A 16,229-nucleotide genomic window follows, 5' to 3' on the forward strand; every position below is an offset into this window, starting at 1 on the left:
AGACCTCGATGAACCCGTCGCCGGGAAATCGGCAAATGCGCAACGCACGAAGCCGACAAGATGGCACTGCGGCCTTGACTCTTGTCTCTCAATGAATAAAACGCCGGGCATGAAGAGGCCATGCGGAGCATGCCGAAGATCGGACATGCGGCAGCGCCGGGCTCTTGGGGAATAGGTTAACGGTAGACCAGCGGACTCTGACTCCGTTAGTCCTGGTTCGAATCCAGGTTCCCCAGCCAACACTTTTCCGATGGTTCCCATTCCGAAAGAACTCAGCGCCGTCGTGCGCCGACGGATGCAGCAACCAAACCCCTCACCGCCAGATCAGACCCTCACCGCCCATAGCCGAAACGGGCGGCCGTATCCGCCGTCCGGTCGCGGATGACTTGCCGCTCTGAAGCGGAAAATTTCGGCTCGTAGTAGCTCGGCGCGCTGACGGTCGCCCGCGCCGTTTCGGCGAGCCCTTCGGGCTCGAGGCCGCAATGGTCGAGGATCGACGCGATCATGCCGGAAGGATCGGCGCAGATGTCTTCATACCGCACGACGATGACGGACCCCGAAAGCTCGGCACTCTCTGCCAGATCGGCAACGTGATCATATACGGAAGCCCAATAGGCGGCCCAGCCCGCGATCTCGTCTCCCTCGCGCCACAGCCTGACGATGTCCTGCGCCCTGCCGTCACCCAGATTCATCGGCACGCGGCCGAGCCCGAACTCGAAATGCCCGCTGCGGCGCATATGGGCCAGGATACGGGGATCGCGCTCTTCCAGCGACACGAAGAGCCGGTGCTGCTTCATCAGCGACGCGATGTGCCAGACCGGATCCCTGACCGGGACGACAAAACGCGCATCAGGATAGATCGTCTTCAGATAGCGCAGGCGCGAAACATTGTAGTTGCCCTTGGCGAGGTAGCGCGATGCGCCCCTGAGGGCCAGCATCTTGCGGATGTGGTCGCGGTGGAAGCGCTCGAAGCCGGGATTGTGCGTCGCCGCGTCGAGCACGGCGCTGGCCGACGGATCATGCAGATGGCGAAAGAACGCCATCCAGATGACCTCCTCGAAGGCTTCCGGGCTTTCCGGCGTGACGCTTATGCGGTCGCGATGGGCGCGTTCGCGGGCTTCATGATGATTGTTGGCGGCGCGGTCGACGAACCAGTTCCACAACCAGGGTGTGAAGACCATCGGGAAATCGCGGTAGCGATGCGATGCCGTTTCGGGATGGCGGTCGAGCAATTCCAGCAGGATGGTGCTGCCGGAGCGCGCCAGGCCGGTGACGAAGACGGGCCGGTCGATCCTCATGTCGCCGATCCGGTCATCGAGCAGGCGGGTCTCCATATCCCCGATCCTGATCCAAAAGCGCGGATAGCGTTCCACGACACCGCCGATCCTGTGCGTCCACGGATCGATCTCCGGCGATGCCGGCTTGTCCGTATCTGCTGTCCTGCTCATGCGATCCGCCGCACCGATTTGAACGCGAAGGCGATGATGATCATGGCGGCAAAGTAGATGACCTCCCACCGGCGCAGCCAGGCGGGGCCGAATGCGAGCACCTGCTGGTGCGGCAGGGAAATGTCGATGCGATTAAAGGGCAAGTCGTCGTCCAGATAGCCGGCCGGATTGCCGATGATCATGTTCCACCACTGCCGCTTGTGAATGACCGGTACGGGCTTCGAAACCGGCACGTCGGCCACCGCACCGCCATTGCGGTCCATGACGACCGCGTGCGGGGTCTCTTCGGCCCGATGGACCCAGCGGCCTTTAAAATCGCCGTCCACGACCACCGGCACGTTCTGGCCGGGCGGCGGATAGGCGACGCCGTACTGGCTTCCCAGCCAGACGATGACGGCCAGGATCGGCAGGGACGCCGCAAGAGTCGCCGGAACGACCAACCCTATCCGGTGAAATGCCAGCGACATCATCCTGCGCAGGTGCGGCCACGCTTCATGAAACTCGCCGTCAAACCCGGCAACGTATCGCTGGGTTTCGGCAAGCGCCTTTTTGGTCTCGGCGATCCTGACCTGCGGCGACAGCAGACGATAGAGCTCCATGGAGACCACGGCGCCAATGGCGGCCCACAGGATCAGCCTGAGCGCGGCGGGAAGATAGGGCGCCATCCAGTTGTCGATCGCGGCAAGCAGCGACGCCGGGAGATCCAGAAATCCCATCTTCTCAACCTGCCCGGTTCTTCTCTCGTGCCTCGTGATCAGAATTCAAGGTCGCCTGGCCGTCGGTCGCCCGCGTACTGCTCTGCGCCCTTCGCCGGCGCATCATGCGGCGGATCGGCCAGGCGAGAACGAATATTAGCGCCGTCGCAATCGCCGCGACAAGGGCCCACAGGGCGCCCAGCAGGCTCAGGCCGGCGCCGGGCCCGACATAGGCGAATGCGGTGCCCGGTGCGCCAACCGTCACGACGAACAGCACGAAAATGGCAATCTTCTTCATGGCAGGTCCTTCATATTGAGCTGGGCAGACTGTTGCTGCGGATTGAGCAAGGAGGGATCGAGGTCGGCCGGATCCAGCCGCTCGGCCCAGCCGATGATGGGGATCATGTCGTCATCCGGTCCGCCGCGAACGGGATTCAGGAATTCCCATACGATCTCGCCCCTCGGGGTGACTTCAATGATACGTCCGCCATTCGATTCGGTGATGAGCGTGTTGCCATTTGCCAGGCGCTGCTGGTCGGACCGGATCTGGCTGTCGAGGGGAGCATCGTCGGTTCCGGCATACTGCCAGGCAATTTCCATCGTGGACGGATTGAACTCGATGAGCCGCGAAATGCCGCTGGGACGGGAATAATTGCCGTAATTGTCGAACAGCAGCAGGTTGCCGTTGGCAAGGATGTCCGGGTCATGCTGGCCGATCCAGGGCCCCTTCGTCGCCCATTTGAGCGTCGCGGTTTCAGGATCGAGAACCGCGACCGCATCAAGGGCCCGGAAGGACAGCAATACGTCGCCTTCGTCGCCGAAGGCGAAATCTGCGCCGGCCTCGCGATCGACAAACTCGACCGTATTGGCGTGGGTGGGATCAGCCACCGCGAAACTGGCCACGGTGTAGATGAGCTGGCGATATTCGGATTCGGCGACAGCGGTGAGCAGCCTGATCTTCTGCAACTCCTCGCCATCCGGCGACAGGACGACAAGGAAATCCTCCAGCCGCGGGCTGGCAAGGTGCTCGAACCCTTTCAATTCGTCCTCGACGAATTCGTGCGTCAGAACATAGATCCTGCCGTCCGGGCCGATGTCGAACTGATGATGCGCGTGCCCGAAATAGCTCCAGATGACCTGCGAATCACGGTCCAGCTTGACGAGGCCATAGCCGTAGGGCGTGTCTCCGGCCCCTTCGTAAAGCGCCAGGAGATCGCCGTTGGGGAAGACGTGCACCCTGCGGAAATAGACGAACGGATCGGGCTGAGGTTTCTTTACGCCTCCGGCTTGCGGCGTCCAGATTTCGCTGAACGGTTTGCTCCAGCTGTAGATCAGCTTGCCATCTGCATCGATCAAAAAGGCGGCCGGAGCGCTGCCCGAGGCATAGAGCGTCGGCCCGGGCTGCATGCGATCCTGCTGCTTGACCACCACGCCCTTGTCCGGACGTCGCTCGGGATACCACAGGTCGGTTTGGTAGACGTCCTGGTACTGCGACAGCTTGGAATAGAGCGCCTTGCCGCCTTCATAGGCCCTTGATATCTGCGGGCCGGGGAATATGCCGCTGGTCGCGACAATCGTGCCGGCGACAAAGAGCAGCGCTCCGATAGCCGCGAAGAATGCTGCGTTGAGAACCCTGTCCAACAACGATGTGTTTGCTGCCCTGCTTGGCTCGCTTCGATCCGCCCAGTTAGATTCTGACATCGCGCACTCCAACGACCCATGGCTGCGACGGCGCTTTGCGTGCCTTCGCGCCACCTCTCACGCTGCGAATGTCGCTAATGAACCCAGACGACTTTGTGGCGCGAATCGGGAGAATTCGTGCCTCATCCTCAAAATTGAATACAATTTGTAATACACATTCCGCATCTCCGCGAAATAGAAACACTATAAACTATATGTATAAGAGAGAAATATTTGTAATGGTTATTCTAATCGTGAATTATCGGCGGGTATTGCATTGGCGACGGTTCGTCTTTCGTCGGAACTGTCTCTTTACTGGACTCGACGACATATTCCTTTTTCTGATTCTCGGTGCACGCAGCCAAGGTAAGCAGGATCATGCTCAGCCCTGCCGCCATCAGCACATTGCTCATCATCATCGTCTCGACAGTTCGGATCCGTGCCGCAGAGGATCGCTCCCGTTACCCGCGACCGGCCGGTGACGGCAGTCATCGGTGCCGACAGCAGCCTCGGTGCAATCATTGTCAGTTCCCCCGCCGAAGAGACAAGGATAGGGCGCCGCACTGACCGGGGGCAAGACGAAGAGCCAGTGCGGCCACCCGCATACAGTTCAATTTCTGAACGAAACGTCACAGGAATTGATAGCATCGCAGCGGCGGTCCACGGCGCGCGCCGGGACAACCGGGCCTCAACCCCTGCGGGTTCATGCCGCGTCCATAACAATCATTTGATTGTCCCGCCTGTAGCGCGGGAACGGACCCAGGCCGTATTCTCCCCAACCCCGGACGAACTGAATTGCGCGTTCGCCGATCAACAGGAGGACGTCATGACGAAACTGACAACGCTGACAGGCATCGCAGCGATCGGTGCATTGGTCCTATCGCACGGCTTTGCGTCGGCTCAGGAAACGCCGGCCCAGCCGGCCGACGAAGCACAAAGCGAAACCAGCCTGGAAGAATCGATGCGTTCCATGATGCGCAACATGATGCGCGAGATGATGCAGGAGCGCGCCGGACAAGACGGCGAAGCGGATGGCGAGGTCGGCGAGGCCCGTGATCGGCGCGGCGGGTTTCATGGACGACAGATGGGGCGCGCCGATGGAATGGGCCGCCACCAGATGGGCCGCCACCACATGAAAGGCCGCACTGACGGCCGCCGCCCAGGGCACGGCATGCGCATGAAATTCGCCTTCGCGATCATGGACGCCGACGGCAATGGCGCCGTGTCGCTGCAGGAGGCGCAGGAATTCCAGGCCCGGATATTCAACGCCCTGGATGCCGACAACGACGGTGAGGTGACGCAGGAGGAAATCCGGGCCTTCTTCCATGGACCGGACGACAAGCCGCCGCGTTGATCGTCTAGCGCGCGTTCAGTTCGGCACTGCGATGACGGCGCCCGGCGACAGGCCGGCGACCACTTCGACGCCGGTCTGCGTCGGCACGCCGAGCGAAACCGGCATGGGCCGGCGCGCTCCGGTTATCGGATCGACGACCATGACGATGTCGCGCGCGCCGTCGCGCAGCAATGCGGCATGCGGCACCACCAGCGCCGCCACATTCTCGTAAACCTTGGCGGCAACCGTCACCGACATGCCGATGCGCAACCCGGCGGCAAGCGCTCCATCGCTGTCGGCGAAGTCGACCCGGACGTCGAAGCGCGCAATGCCGGCCGACGCGCCGGCGCGGTCGGCGGTCAACGCCTCGGCGCCGATCGAGGTGATCCGCCCCTCGAACGGGGCATGGCCGGGCAGTGCCTCGCTGACGATTTCGGCCCCCTGCCCGGCACCAAGCTTCATCAGATCGATCTCGTCGACACTCGCGCGCACGACGATCTGCCCGATGTCGGCGATGGAAAACAACGCTGTTCCATGGGCCATGCGCACGCCGATCTGCGTCGGCTGGGAGGCGCCGGATCCGCTCTCGCGTTCAGGCCTTGTGACGATGCCCGAAGTCGGCGCACGCACCACGGCTCCGGCGCGCCGCTCTTCAAGCTGGGCGAGGTTGATGCGTGCATTCTCCAGCTCTATTTCTGCCAGCCGCAGATTGGTCTGGTTGCTCTTTTCGAGCAGCACCGCATGGTCCTGGCGGACCCCGGCAAGCTGGCGGCGCTGCGTGTCGAGCTGCTGGACAAGGTTGTCATATTCGTTGCGCGGCACGATGCCCCGTTCAAGAAGTCCCTTGAGCTCCGCTTCCTGGCGCACCAGATGGTCGAGCTGGGCCTCGGCGTCCTCCACCGAGCGCCGGGAGCGGGCGACCTCCGGTCCGCTCTGCCAGTCCTCCAACTCCTCCACCGCGATCCGCGCCTTCAAGAGCGCCGCCTCCGCCTCGCGCAAGCGTGTGTCGATCTCGGCGGTGTCCATGACGACCAGCACGTCGCCCTTCTCGACGAGCGTGCCGAACTCGACCCGCTTGTCCTCGATCACACCGTCAAACGGCGCGGCGACATTGATGTTCCGGCCCGCCTGGACCGTTCCGGCCAACGCGACATTCTGCACCAGCGGCCGGGGTTCGAGCGTCACGAGCCGCACGGGCTCTCCCCCGGGCGCCGGGTCGGGCGTTTTCAGCCTGTCGATCACATCGGCTTGCGCCGACCCGCCGTCGACGGGCGCCGCCGCGAGGCCGGCAAGCAGCCGCTCGAGATGAGCACGACCCATCCAGATACTGGCGGCTGCAATGAACAGGACGGCCAACACGACGGCGAGGATGGCACCGCGCCGCCGCCGCTGGTGTCCAGATGTGCTTATGAGCTGGTCGGGTTGCATCGGCATCGCGTCACGTGGCTCTCAACGCCTCGATCGGGCTGACGGCGGCGGCCCGCGCGGCCGGATAGCTGCCGAAGAACAATCCGACGACAAGCGCCATGCCGATGCCGAGCGGCACGGCCGACGGTGCAACGACGAACTGCCATCCCGAAAGGCGGGCGAAAACATAGCCGATCGCCATGCCGAGGATCAGTCCGCAGGCCGAACCGAACGTCGACAGCATGACGGATTCGGCGAGGAACATGGCGCGGATCTCGCCGGCACGCGCGCCGATCGCCCGTCTGAGGCCGATTTCCGCACGCCTTTCCAGCGCGCTCATCAGCATGACATTCATGATGCCGATGCCGCCGACAACAAGGGAGACGCTGCCGATCGCCAGGAGCAGGATCTGATAGATCCGCATCTGCTTCTCGACATTCTCGATAAGCTCGGCGCTGACCATGACGGTCGCGTCGCCGCCGCGTGTATGGCGGTGCACATAGGCCCGCACCCGCTCGCTCATGCGTTCGCTGTCGAAGCCCGGCGTGAGGCGGCCAATGATCTGGGTCACGCCGTCGAACGGCATGACACGCCTTGCCGCCGACGCAGGCACCACCGCGGCGCGGTCGAACTGGATGCCGATGAGTGGGTTGATCGGTGTTTCGGCCAATCGGCCGACGATGGTCATGACGGCGCTGCCGGCACGGATGTGATCGCCGACGACGGGGGGCCGGCCAGTGGAACGCGTGATCGCCCCGGCAATATCGGTTCCGACAACGGCAAAAAGCGCCGGGCCGTCGCGTTCGGTCACGACGCGGCCGGTGGCGGCGGCCATCTCGGTCAAGGTGAAGAGCTCCGGCCCGGCCGCCACCAGGCTGACCGGCACCTGCGTTCCTGCACTGACGGCCTGGCCGTGCCCGACCGCCAGCGGCGCCACGGCATCAAGGCCCAGTCCGGCATCGGCAAGGTGTCGCGCTGCAGCAAAGCCCAAGGGAGCGCCGGCACGATTGGCATCGAGGCGCACCAGTACGAAATCCACGCCGATCGCTTCATAGAGGCGAATGGCGTGCTGCCTTGCGGTGTGGCCGATCTCGAGCATGGCAATGACGGCCGCCGTGCCGATCGCAATGCCGATCACCGAAAGGATGGTGCGCGATCGCCCCGCCCCCAGATTGCCGATGGAATCGCGCAGGATCTCGCGCAGCACCGCCAGCGCCATGTGCGGGCCCCGGTGCGATGGCATGCCTGGCCCGTGTTCGGCGCCAAAGGCAGTGAACATCATGGATCGGGCCTCGTTCATGGTGTTGCCCCGTCTGCGAGGATCGCCCCGTCGCGAACCGTCACCCGCCTGCGGCAATGATCGGCGACGAGCGGATCATGCGTGATGATGACGACCGTGACCCCGAACTCGTCATTGACGCGGCTGAACTGGCGCAGGATTTCCGAGGCCGTGAGCGAATCCAGTGCGCCGGTCGGCTCGTCGGCCAGAAGCAGGGCCGGCCGCGCAATGAGGGCGCGGGCGATGGCGACGCGCTGGCACTGGCCGCCGGAAAGCTGTGCCGGTGTGTGGCCGAGATGGTCCGCCAGGCCGACATGCTGAAGCAGGCGCGCCGCGCGTTCGCGGCGACGGCGGCGCGGCAATCCGTGATAGATCAGCGGCAGCGCGGCATTGTCGAGCGCCGTCAGCCGGGGCAGGAGATTGAACGACTGGAAAACGAAGCCGATCGATCGCTTGCGCAGTATCGCCATCTCGTCGGACGACAGGCGCGCGGTCTCGCGGCCGCCCATATGGTAGGAGCCCGCACTCGCCGCATCGAGCAGCCCCATGATGTTGAGCAGCGTCGTCTTGCCGGAGCCCGAGCTGCCCATGATGGCGGTCAGCTGGCCCGCGCCGATGGAAAGCGTGAGATTGTCGAGCGCCGTCACGCGTCGCTGGCCGGCGCCGTAGACCTTGCTTATCCCTTCAAGCCGCAGCGCGATGCCGCCGCGCCCGGGCTCGGCCCTGCCCTCGCGCACCGCCGCGCTCGTCTCCATTTGTCTTTCGCGGACCGGATCAGCAGTGTGCGGCATGAGCAACTTGATCCAACCTCCTTAGCACGCAATGCGGGCCGCTCTCCGGCCGGCGGTGCCGTAGCCACCCGACAAGATTGTACTGATATCACATATACAACCCATGATCCATGAAATCAGCGACATCGGCACGGCCAGATCCGCCTTTACTCCGGATCCCTCCTGCATCAGTCGCGCAGATCGATCTCCCAAGTCTTGAGCGTCGTGCCCAATTGCAGATCGAGCCTTGTCAGCGCATTGAGATAGCCGACCCGCGCCTGGAGCAACCGGATCTCGCTGGCGCGCAGATCGTTTTCGAGAGAGCGCACCTCGAAGGTCGATGACCGGCCGGCGCTGAGCTTTGTCCGTTCGATGTCGACCGCTTCCAGCGCCAATTCGTGCGAACGCCGGGCGATGCCGAGCTGCTGCCACAGGATCTCGATTTCCGACACGGTGCTGAGGATCTGCATTTCGATGCCCGAGCGTATGACGGCCAGTTGCAGTTCGGCGGAGCGCAGATCGGTGCCGGCATTGACGAGTTGCTGGCGGCGCGACAGATCGTTGAACGGTATGTCGAAACGCAGCCCAGCCGTGATGTCGGCGACGCGCCGGGTCGGCGCGACATCGGCGTATTCCCGCCCTAATCGGCCGCGCGCGAACAGGTCGATATCCCACAATTGTTCGTTTTCGGCCACTTCGTAGCCGAGACGGCTTTGCTCGATCGCGTAAAGCTGCCCCAGATAGTCAGGCCGGTTCATCAGCGCCACGCTCATCAGCTTGTCGGCCTGCGGGCTGATCCGTTTCGGGGTCGGATTTTCGCGCGCGACGATCTTCGAATTCAGATCGAGCCCCAAAAGGTCGAGCAGGGCGAAACGCGCATTGTCGAGGCCTTGCGCAGCCTGCAGGAGGCGCAGCTTCTGGCTTTCCAGGTCAGCCTCGGCCTGGACGGATTCCACTGCGGCCATCCGGCCGGCGGAGATCAGCGCCGCATTGATCCCGACCAGCTCCTCGGCCCGCCCCACGGCCGCCTTGGCGAGCGCCAGTTCCTCCTGCGCCAACAGCAGGTCGCGGTGAGAAAAGATGACCGAGGCGACGGTTTCCGACACGGTCGCGCTCAATTGCAGCCGGTTGATGCGCTCGCCAAGGCGCGCAGTGCGCACGGGCGCGGTGTTGACCCTCACCCCGGCGCCGCGCAGCAGCGGCTGCTCGACGCTCAGTTCCGCGATCGAGGAAAGAGTGCGCTCGCTCTCGCCCAGGAAAGCCGAATTGTTCCAGGCGAAATCGAAAACGGCGCCGGTCGGCGCCAGAACGGAGACGCCGGGCGAGACGTCGATCGTGGTGGAGTCGACATCGCCAATCCTATGCCGGGCGGCACTTCCGGCGATGGCGAATTGCGGCGTGAAGCGGTCTTCCGCAACCTTCAGCGAGAATTTCTGCGCCACCCGGTTGATATAGGCGCTCTTGATGCTGCGGTTCTGGCGCAGCCCCAGAAAGATGGCATCGGCCAGGGACATTGGTGTGCCCGACAGCGTGAAGCGGGGATCGGAGGCGTATCCGGCTTCACTTGATGCTGGCGGCACATGAGCGGGGCGCGGTGTGGGAGTGGGAACGGCCTCGAGCGCATCGGGGTCCGGTCGCGGCGTCGGCACCGGCACGGACTGCGCGACTGCGGCACCCACCTGCAACGCAATGAGCGACACCGCGCCAATCCAACTCAAGCAGCAAGGATGGAACACGGGCAATCTCGAATTGCATGAGTTGTTGAAGAATTAGCTGCCATTAAATCAATATCCAGCCTGCAATCGGAAATTGACTCTACAATCTACACGACGTATTGTTAAACATATTCTCGTATTAGTTGTTTTCGCCGACGGTCGAAATCCGACCGAAGCTCCAGGCGGCGTGCGCGTATTCCGAGTTGTGAAGATCGACGTCCTGCGTTCCCTGCCGGCCGACGACCATCGGCGACCGCACAGGCGAGGTGCGTCATGGCAATCCCGTCCGCAGCCTGTGACCGGCCGATGGCCTGGATCAATGGCCTCTGACGGGCCCCACCCTGACGGAGAGAACTCGAAGCAATGGGGGCATTAGCTCAAGGAGAACCGCAATGTTCGACATCCTGAAACAGATCACCCAACGCGCCCACCCGGCCTTCGCAACCATGGCAGTCCTCGCCCTGGCCGGCCTGGCGTTCTTCAGCACCGACACTCAAGCGCAAGCCGGCTACGGATGCGTCACCAACACCACGCAGATCGGCAACTCTGTGGTCCTCGACGTGCTGGCCACGTTTGGAGGCCCGTTCGGGTTTTGCGTCGCAGGCACGCAAGCCGGTTCGTCCAGCACATCCGTCTCCGCCTCCGTTCTATCGACAAAAATCGGCTCCACGACCGGGACCGTCACTGCCCGGAGCCGTGCCGTGCGGCAAGGATCCGGCAGTGATTTCGAGGTGACGTGCACCACGCCCACCGGGGGTGGTGCCTGCAATTCCTCCAACTCAGGCTCCATCGACGGCGTGGCCTCCGTGCAATGCCGGGTTGATGGCGGGACCAGCAAACCCTTGCCCAATCCCGCGCTCCCGCTGGTGCCCGTCGCCATCAACACCACGTGCACGATCAACTACTGACCGATGAGCGGAACGGGCCCGAAGGAAGAAAGGAGAATTATGATGCTCGATATCCACAAACAACTTCATCGCAGGGCCCGTTCCCTCCTTGCCGCCGTCGCCGTTTCCGGGCTGGCCGGACTGACCATCCTCGCCACACAGCACGACGTTGAAGCCGGCTACACTTGTGTCACCAACACCACGCAGGTCGGAAACACCGTGACAAGTATCGTCACCGCAACGTCCGGCGGATCCGAGTCCAACTGCTTTGCGGACCACCAGGTCGACACAGACGAGGGCTATCGCAACGTCTCGGCTTCGGTGCTCAACACGCAGGTCGGCGCAACCGATGGCGGCTTCTTCGCCTACACCAGGGTGGTCCCGCTCATCAGCGATCCCAAGACCGTCAACTGCACCCAGAACGGGCAAGGCGGCGTCTGCACCGCATCGGGCTCTGAGCGGCTTTATGGAGTGGCCAGGACGGAATGCGAGATATCGGGCCGGCTCGACTCCGATCTGCCTGACCCGGCACTGCCGCTCGTTCCCGTCGTCATCACGCACACCTGCACGATCAGCTATTGAGGGCGCTCCGCCCGGCCACCGGCGGTCCTTCACGGTTCGCGGCACGCAGGGCGCCCTCGGTACATCACGTCTTGGTCGGCTCGCGCGGCGCCGCAGCCTCGGCTGCCGCCGCCGCGACCGCCTCTTTCTGCTCGTCGCTGAGGTTCTGGCCATTGTCGAGGTCGGGAATGACGACACGGACCTCACGGCGCGCGAACTGGATGCCGTTGGCGGCGAATTCCTTCTGCACGCGCGAATAGATGTCCTTGCGGATCACCCATTGCTTGCCGGGCTTCGACATGAACTTGCCACGCACGACGATGCCGACATCGTCGACGCTCGCCACGCCCTGGGACTTGAAGGTCTGGATGATGTCCTCGGCATAGGGCTCCTCCAGGATGTCGGCGCCGATCTTCTTGAAGATCTTCTTGATCTTGTTGACGTCGGTGTCGAAAGGCACGGTGAATTTCATCTTCACGATCACCCAATCGCGCGAATTGTTGGTCACCTGGCCGATCTCGCCATAGGGGATGGTGTGGACCGGACCTTCATGGTGACGCAGCTGCAGCGAGCGCACCGATATCTTCTCCACCGTGCCGACCGTGCTGCCGACGACGATGTACTCGCCGACGCGGAAGGCGTCGTCGATGAGGAAGAAGATGCCCGAGACAATGTCCTTGACCAGTGTCTGCGCGCCGAAGCCGATCGCGAGGCCGAGAATGCCGGCGCCGGCGACCAGCGCCGTGATGTCGATGCCGAGATTGCTGAGCGCCACCAGGGCGGTCAGGACGATGATGGTCGCCTGAGTCGTCATGCGCAGGAGCGGCAGGACGGTGGTGAGCCTGGTGGCGCCGGCGCCGCCGAAGCTCTCGCCCGGCTCCTCGGCCGGCTGGTCGCCATCTGACGTCGTCTCCCGGGCGAGTTGGCGATTGAACAGAAGCGTCGCAATTTCCCACAACAGATAGCCGGTCGCCAGGATTATCAGGAAGGTGAAGAAGCGTGCCGCAAAGCGCTGCCCCAGTTCGTTGGAGGTGAAGCTGGTGACGCCGAGGTCCCAGATCATCGCGACGACGAAGATGACGAAGCCGAACACCAGCACGCGGCCGATGCGCACATAGCTGCGCTTGGTTGACGCATAGGCCTTCTCGGCCACCGCGCCCTGCCCCGCGATCGGCGGCACGAGATGACGCACGAGACCGCGGATCATCGTGTCGAGCGCCGGAGCCAGGAGCAGGATGCCGAGCGTCAGGAACTGCTTGCCGCCTTCCAGCAAGTCGCCATAGCCGGCAACCACCATCAGTTCGAACAGCAGCCAGGCAAGGCCCAGAACGACAAGCGCCGCCCAGGGATAGGCGCGCGCCATGCGCTCCTCCCAGGCGGTGGCGTCGTCGTCCAGACCCCTGACCATGGTCACCATGCCGTCGCGCGCCTTGTAGATGACCCAGCCCAGCCAGACGAAGATCGCCAGATTGAGCCAGAAACCGACACCGGCGCGAAGCACGCCGACGCCGTTGATCAGCATGAAGTTGAGCAGGAAGAGACTCAGCCCGACGAGCACGAGGATGCCGACCAGGTTTCGATAGAGGAACGAGGCGGTCCAGTTGTCGGTGCTGACCAGGCGCAAGGCCGGCCGGTCGGGCGCCAGAGCGAAACGCAGAAGAGCGGCGACAAATCGTGGCACGACGACGCCGTAGAGCAAAAGCAGCGCCGCCACCGGCCGTGCATCGACGTGAATCAATGCCCGGCCGACGGCGCGCGTGACGATCAGGAAGGCGATCAGTCCCACCATATCGAGGGCGAACCGCACGGCGAGCACCCGCAACGTGCCGCCGAGGCTTCCGTCTTCGCTTTTGGCATCCGCGACCCGCTTCCAGCGGGCGGCCAACCGGTTGACCAGCCATTCGGCAAGCAGGCCCGCGCCGATCGCAACGACGACGCCGAGGGCGAACCAGGCCACGCCTGACCAGCCAAGACGATCGACGAAATTGTTTGCGGCCGTAACGACCCGTGCCGCGATCTCCGGCAGGTTCGTCACCGCCGTGATCACGCGCTCGCCGACACTGCCGAACAGGTCGAGCGTCAGGCGCAGAGGATCGGTCGCCGTGACTGCGGCCGGTGTATCGGCGGCCGGCGGCGGTCCGAGCTTCTCGATGACGTATTGCCGGAATTCGGCTTCGCTCATCTCGGACGCCATCTTGCCGATCGCCTCTGGCGTCATGGCCTGACCGGACGACGTTCCTTCGACGGCGGGCGCGGTCGTCTGATCCTGCGTTTGTGCCGCCGCGGGCCAAAGCCCACCGAACACGAGTGCCGCCACGATGACGACGCTGCGCATCACCCCTGCAGAAACGCGCCATTTCGACTGCATTCTATCGTCCATCATGTCCCCTCCGTCGGCAGGCCGGTTCGACCAGCGCTTGCACCTGAGCGTTAGTGTGAAGGGGCGGCACGTTTCATTCAACTTGAATTTGATACGGCCGCTCCGATCGCCGCGGGCACACAGGCCGCACCGCCGTAAACGCAGGCGCCGCAATACTGGACAGCCGGCATTCACTCGGCCAAAGTTCGTGCGGATGGTGGGTCCGACAATGTCCGCCCCGAGCGGCCTGACACGAAGGAACGAACCATGGCGCCCATCATCGATTTCCTGAACGCGATCCTGTGGGACTACGTTCTCGTCTACGGCCTGCTCGCCGTCGGCGTCTTCTTCACCTTCCGGCTTGGATTTCTGCAGTTCGTTCGTTTCGGCGAGATGATCCGCGCCGTGCGCGGGACCCGTGAGAGCGATCGCGCCGGCATCAGCCCGTTCCAGGCATTGACGATCAGCCTCGCCTCGCGCGTCGGCACGGGCAATCTCGCCGGCGTCGCCGTGGCTCTGTATCTCGGCGGTCCCGGAGCAATCTTCTGGATGTGGATGGTGGCGCTCGTCGGCATGGCCACGGCCTACGCCGAATCGACGCTCGCCCAGCTCTACAAGGTGCGCAACGCGGACGGCGACTATCGCGGCGGCCCGGCCTTCTACATCGCCCGCGGTCTCGGCGCGCCCTGGGCGGGCGGCATCTTCTCGGTCTGTCTCATCCTTTCCTTCGGCCTCGTCTTCAACGCGGTGCAGGCCAATTCGATCGCCGACGCGATGGCAGGCGCCTTCGGCGTCTCCAATCTGGTCGTCGGCATCGTCGTGGCGGCGCTCTCCGGCATCGTGATCTTCGGCGGCATTCGCCAGATCGCACGGGTCGCGGGCGTCGTCGTGCCGTTCATGGCCGTGGCCTATCTGCTGGTCGCGCTCTATGTGCTGATCGTCAATATCACCGCCGTGCCCGGCATCATCGGCCTCATCCTGTCAAATGCGTTCGGTTTCACGGAGGCAGCGGGCGGCGTGACCGGCGGGGTGACGGCAGCCATGCTCAACGGCGTCAAGCGCGGATTGTTTTCCAACGAGGCGGGAATGGGATCGGCGCCGAACATCGCCGCCGCGGCAACGCCCGATCCGCACCACCCCTGCTCGCAGGGCTTCGTGCAGGCGCTCGGCGTGTTCATCGACACGATCCTGATCTGCACCGCGACGGCGGTGATGATCCTGCTATCGGGAACGCTGGATTACGGTTCGGGCGTTACGGGCACCCAACTCACCCAGGAGGCGCTGTCGATCCATATCGGCGCGGCCGGCCGCTATTTCGTCGCCATCGCGATCTTCTTCTTCGCCTTCACCTCGATCATCGGCAATTATTCCTATGCCGAGAGCGCGATGGCCTTCCTGGGCGCCGGCAGCCGCCTGCCGCTCGCCATTCTTCGCATCACCGTCATGGCCATGGTGATCTGGGGCGCCCATGAGAGCGTCGCCACGGTCTTCAACACCGCCGACGCCTCGATGGGCCTGATGGCGACGATCAACCTGATCGCCATCCTCATGCTGTCGGACAATGTGGTGAAACTGACCAGGGATTATTTCGACCAGAAGCGCAAGGGCCTGGTGCCGACCTTCCATGCTGACGCCTATCCCGAGCTTTCAGGACAGATCGACGAGGAGATCTGGTCCGAAGGCGGGGCCGAGGCGGCACGGTAAGCGCGCCCGTTATGCGGGTGGCGCAATTGTCGGCTTCTTGTCCATCGGGAAAAGGTCGAAATAGGGTTCGGCCTCGCGCAGGACACGGGCAAAGGAAGGTCGTTCCATGAGGCGCTTGAGATAGGCCGCGACATTGCCGTGCCCGCTTTCCAGCGGTTCGACCGTATTGGCATAAAAGAGCGCCGGCGCGGCCGCGCAGTCGGCAAGCGTGAAATCATCGCCCGTCGCCCAGGATGCGTTGGCCATTGCCTGCTCGATCAGTTCATAAGCCTCACGCAATTGTCCGCGAGCCTGCGCGACGCCGACTAAGGCCTGTTGAGATTCATCGTGAATTTATGACGGCGGCTGCGAGATGGATGATGGCAATGAACGAGGTGTCGGTTTTGTCGGC

The 16,229-nt window shown here is 63.7% G+C and carries 14 protein-coding genes and 1 tRNA gene; 5 read left to right on the forward strand and 10 right to left on the reverse strand.

Features of this window, described 5'->3' with window-relative positions:
- Nucleotides 1-165 precede the first annotated feature (165 nt).
- Nucleotides 166-239: transfer RNA gene (locus GM909_RS22690), tRNA-Gln, on the forward strand.
- Between the two features lie 93 nt (nucleotides 240-332).
- Here the strand turns inward: GM909_RS22690 and GM909_RS22695 are convergent.
- From GM909_RS22695 to GM909_RS22710, 4 genes are read right to left on the reverse strand one after another with little or no spacing between them, the layout of a single operon-like run.
- A complete protein-coding gene (locus GM909_RS22695) occupies nucleotides 333-1,448 on the reverse strand; it encodes a sulfotransferase family protein (protein WP_157019491.1) in 1,116 nt (371 codons plus the stop codon).
- Nucleotides 1,445-2,164: a hypothetical protein gene (locus GM909_RS22700; RefSeq protein WP_157019492.1), complete on the reverse strand. Its 720-nt coding sequence runs from the start codon at nucleotides 2,162-2,164 to the stop codon at nucleotides 1,445-1,447. Before GM909_RS22700 ends, GM909_RS22695 begins: the two co-directional genes overlap by 4 nt.
- A 4-nt stretch (nucleotides 2,165-2,168) precedes the next feature.
- Nucleotides 2,169-2,441 (reverse strand): hypothetical protein, encoded by a 273-nt coding sequence (locus tag GM909_RS22705; protein ID WP_157019493.1) that lies wholly within the window; start codon nucleotides 2,439-2,441, stop codon nucleotides 2,169-2,171.
- Complete coding sequence (locus GM909_RS22710; RefSeq protein ID WP_235912028.1) at nucleotides 2,438-3,787, reverse strand: arylsulfotransferase family protein; 1,350 nt, start codon at nucleotides 3,785-3,787, stop codon at nucleotides 2,438-2,440. The genes GM909_RS22705 and GM909_RS22710 overlap by 4 nt, the downstream gene beginning before the upstream one ends.
- Nucleotides 3,788-4,301: 514 nt before the next feature.
- Between GM909_RS22710 and GM909_RS22715 the strand changes: the two genes are divergently transcribed.
- Nucleotides 4,302-5,177, forward strand: coding sequence for an EF-hand domain-containing protein (locus GM909_RS22715; protein ID WP_157019495.1), 876 nt, complete (start codon nucleotides 4,302-4,304; stop codon nucleotides 5,175-5,177).
- A 15-nt stretch (nucleotides 5,178-5,192) separates the two neighbouring features.
- Here GM909_RS22715 and GM909_RS22720 read toward each other — a convergent pair whose 3' ends face one another.
- From GM909_RS22720 to GM909_RS22735, 4 genes are all read right to left on the reverse strand, one after another.
- Nucleotides 5,193-6,590 (reverse strand): efflux RND transporter periplasmic adaptor subunit, encoded by a 1,398-nt coding sequence (locus GM909_RS22720; protein ID WP_157019496.1) that lies wholly within the window; start codon nucleotides 6,588-6,590, stop codon nucleotides 5,193-5,195.
- A gap of 4 nt (nucleotides 6,591-6,594) precedes the next feature.
- Complete coding sequence (locus GM909_RS22725; protein WP_157019497.1) at nucleotides 6,595-7,863, reverse strand: ABC transporter permease; 1,269 nt, start codon at nucleotides 7,861-7,863, stop codon at nucleotides 6,595-6,597.
- A complete protein-coding gene (locus GM909_RS22730) occupies nucleotides 7,860-8,633 on the reverse strand; it encodes an ABC transporter ATP-binding protein (RefSeq protein WP_235912029.1) in 774 nt (257 codons plus the stop codon). The genes GM909_RS22725 and GM909_RS22730 overlap by 4 nt, the downstream gene beginning before the upstream one ends.
- A gap of 167 nt (nucleotides 8,634-8,800) precedes the next feature.
- Nucleotides 8,801-10,312, reverse strand: coding sequence for a TolC family protein (locus tag GM909_RS22735; protein WP_157019498.1), 1,512 nt, complete (start codon nucleotides 10,310-10,312; stop codon nucleotides 8,801-8,803).
- A gap of 407 nt (nucleotides 10,313-10,719) precedes the next feature.
- Between GM909_RS22735 and GM909_RS22740 the strand changes: the two genes are divergently transcribed.
- A complete protein-coding gene (locus GM909_RS22740; protein ID WP_157019499.1) occupies nucleotides 10,720-11,235 on the forward strand; it encodes a hypothetical protein in 516 nt (171 codons plus the stop codon).
- A gap of 42 nt (nucleotides 11,236-11,277) precedes the next feature.
- Nucleotides 11,278-11,796 (forward strand): hypothetical protein, encoded by a 519-nt coding sequence (locus GM909_RS22745; protein ID WP_157019500.1) that lies wholly within the window; start codon nucleotides 11,278-11,280, stop codon nucleotides 11,794-11,796.
- Nucleotides 11,797-11,860: 64 nt separating this feature from the next.
- Here GM909_RS22745 and GM909_RS22750 read toward each other — a convergent pair whose 3' ends face one another.
- A complete protein-coding gene (locus tag GM909_RS22750; RefSeq protein WP_157019501.1) occupies nucleotides 11,861-14,158 on the reverse strand; it encodes a mechanosensitive ion channel family protein in 2,298 nt (765 codons plus the stop codon).
- A 243-nt stretch (nucleotides 14,159-14,401) separates the two neighbouring features.
- Here GM909_RS22750 and GM909_RS22755 point away from each other — a divergent pair, with 243 nt between their 5' ends.
- Nucleotides 14,402-15,838: an alanine/glycine:cation symporter family protein gene (locus GM909_RS22755; RefSeq protein ID WP_157019502.1), complete on the forward strand. Its 1,437-nt coding sequence runs from the start codon at nucleotides 14,402-14,404 to the stop codon at nucleotides 15,836-15,838.
- Nucleotides 15,839-15,847: 9 nt separating this feature from the next.
- Here the strand turns inward: GM909_RS22755 and GM909_RS22760 are convergent, their stop codons facing one another.
- Nucleotides 15,848-16,171, reverse strand: coding sequence for a glutathione S-transferase family protein (locus GM909_RS22760; RefSeq protein WP_157019503.1), 324 nt, complete (start codon nucleotides 16,169-16,171; stop codon nucleotides 15,848-15,850).
- Nucleotides 16,172-16,229: the final 58 nt, after the last annotated feature.

The organism is Mesorhizobium xinjiangense, assembly GCF_009749525.1.
Classification (GTDB): Bacteria; Pseudomonadota; Alphaproteobacteria; order Rhizobiales; family Rhizobiaceae; genus Mangrovimarina; species Mangrovimarina xinjiangensis.

What these genes read in the sequence shown, in the direction of transcription:
- GM909_RS22695 (WP_157019491.1), bottom strand. Translation starts at nt 1,448, where the DNA reads ATGAGCAGGACAGCAGATACGGACAAGCCGGCATCGCCGGAGATCGAT.
- GM909_RS22700 (WP_157019492.1), bottom strand. Translation starts at nt 2,164, where the DNA reads ATGGGATTTCTGGATCTCCCGGCGTCGCTGCTTGCCGCGATCGACAAC.
- GM909_RS22705 (WP_157019493.1), bottom strand. Translation starts at nt 2,441, where the DNA reads ATGAAGAAGATTGCCATTTTCGTGCTGTTCGTCGTGACGGTTGGCGCA.
- GM909_RS22720 (WP_157019496.1), bottom strand. Translation starts at nt 6,590, where the DNA reads ATGCCGATGCAACCCGACCAGCTCATAAGCACATCTGGACACCAGCGG.
- GM909_RS22725 (WP_157019497.1), bottom strand. Translation starts at nt 7,863, where the DNA reads ATGAACGAGGCCCGATCCATGATGTTCACTGCCTTTGGCGCCGAACAC.
- GM909_RS22730 (WP_235912029.1), bottom strand. Translation starts at nt 8,633, where the DNA reads ATGCCGCACACTGCTGATCCGGTCCGCGAAAGACAAATGGAGACGAGC.
- GM909_RS22740 (WP_157019499.1), top strand. Translation starts at nt 10,720, where the DNA reads ATGTTCGACATCCTGAAACAGATCACCCAACGCGCCCACCCGGCCTTC.
- GM909_RS22745 (WP_157019500.1), top strand. Translation starts at nt 11,278, where the DNA reads ATGCTCGATATCCACAAACAACTTCATCGCAGGGCCCGTTCCCTCCTT.
- GM909_RS22750 (WP_157019501.1), bottom strand. Translation starts at nt 14,158, where the DNA reads ATGATGGACGATAGAATGCAGTCGAAATGGCGCGTTTCTGCAGGGGTG.
- GM909_RS22755 (WP_157019502.1), top strand. Translation starts at nt 14,402, where the DNA reads ATGGCGCCCATCATCGATTTCCTGAACGCGATCCTGTGGGACTACGTT.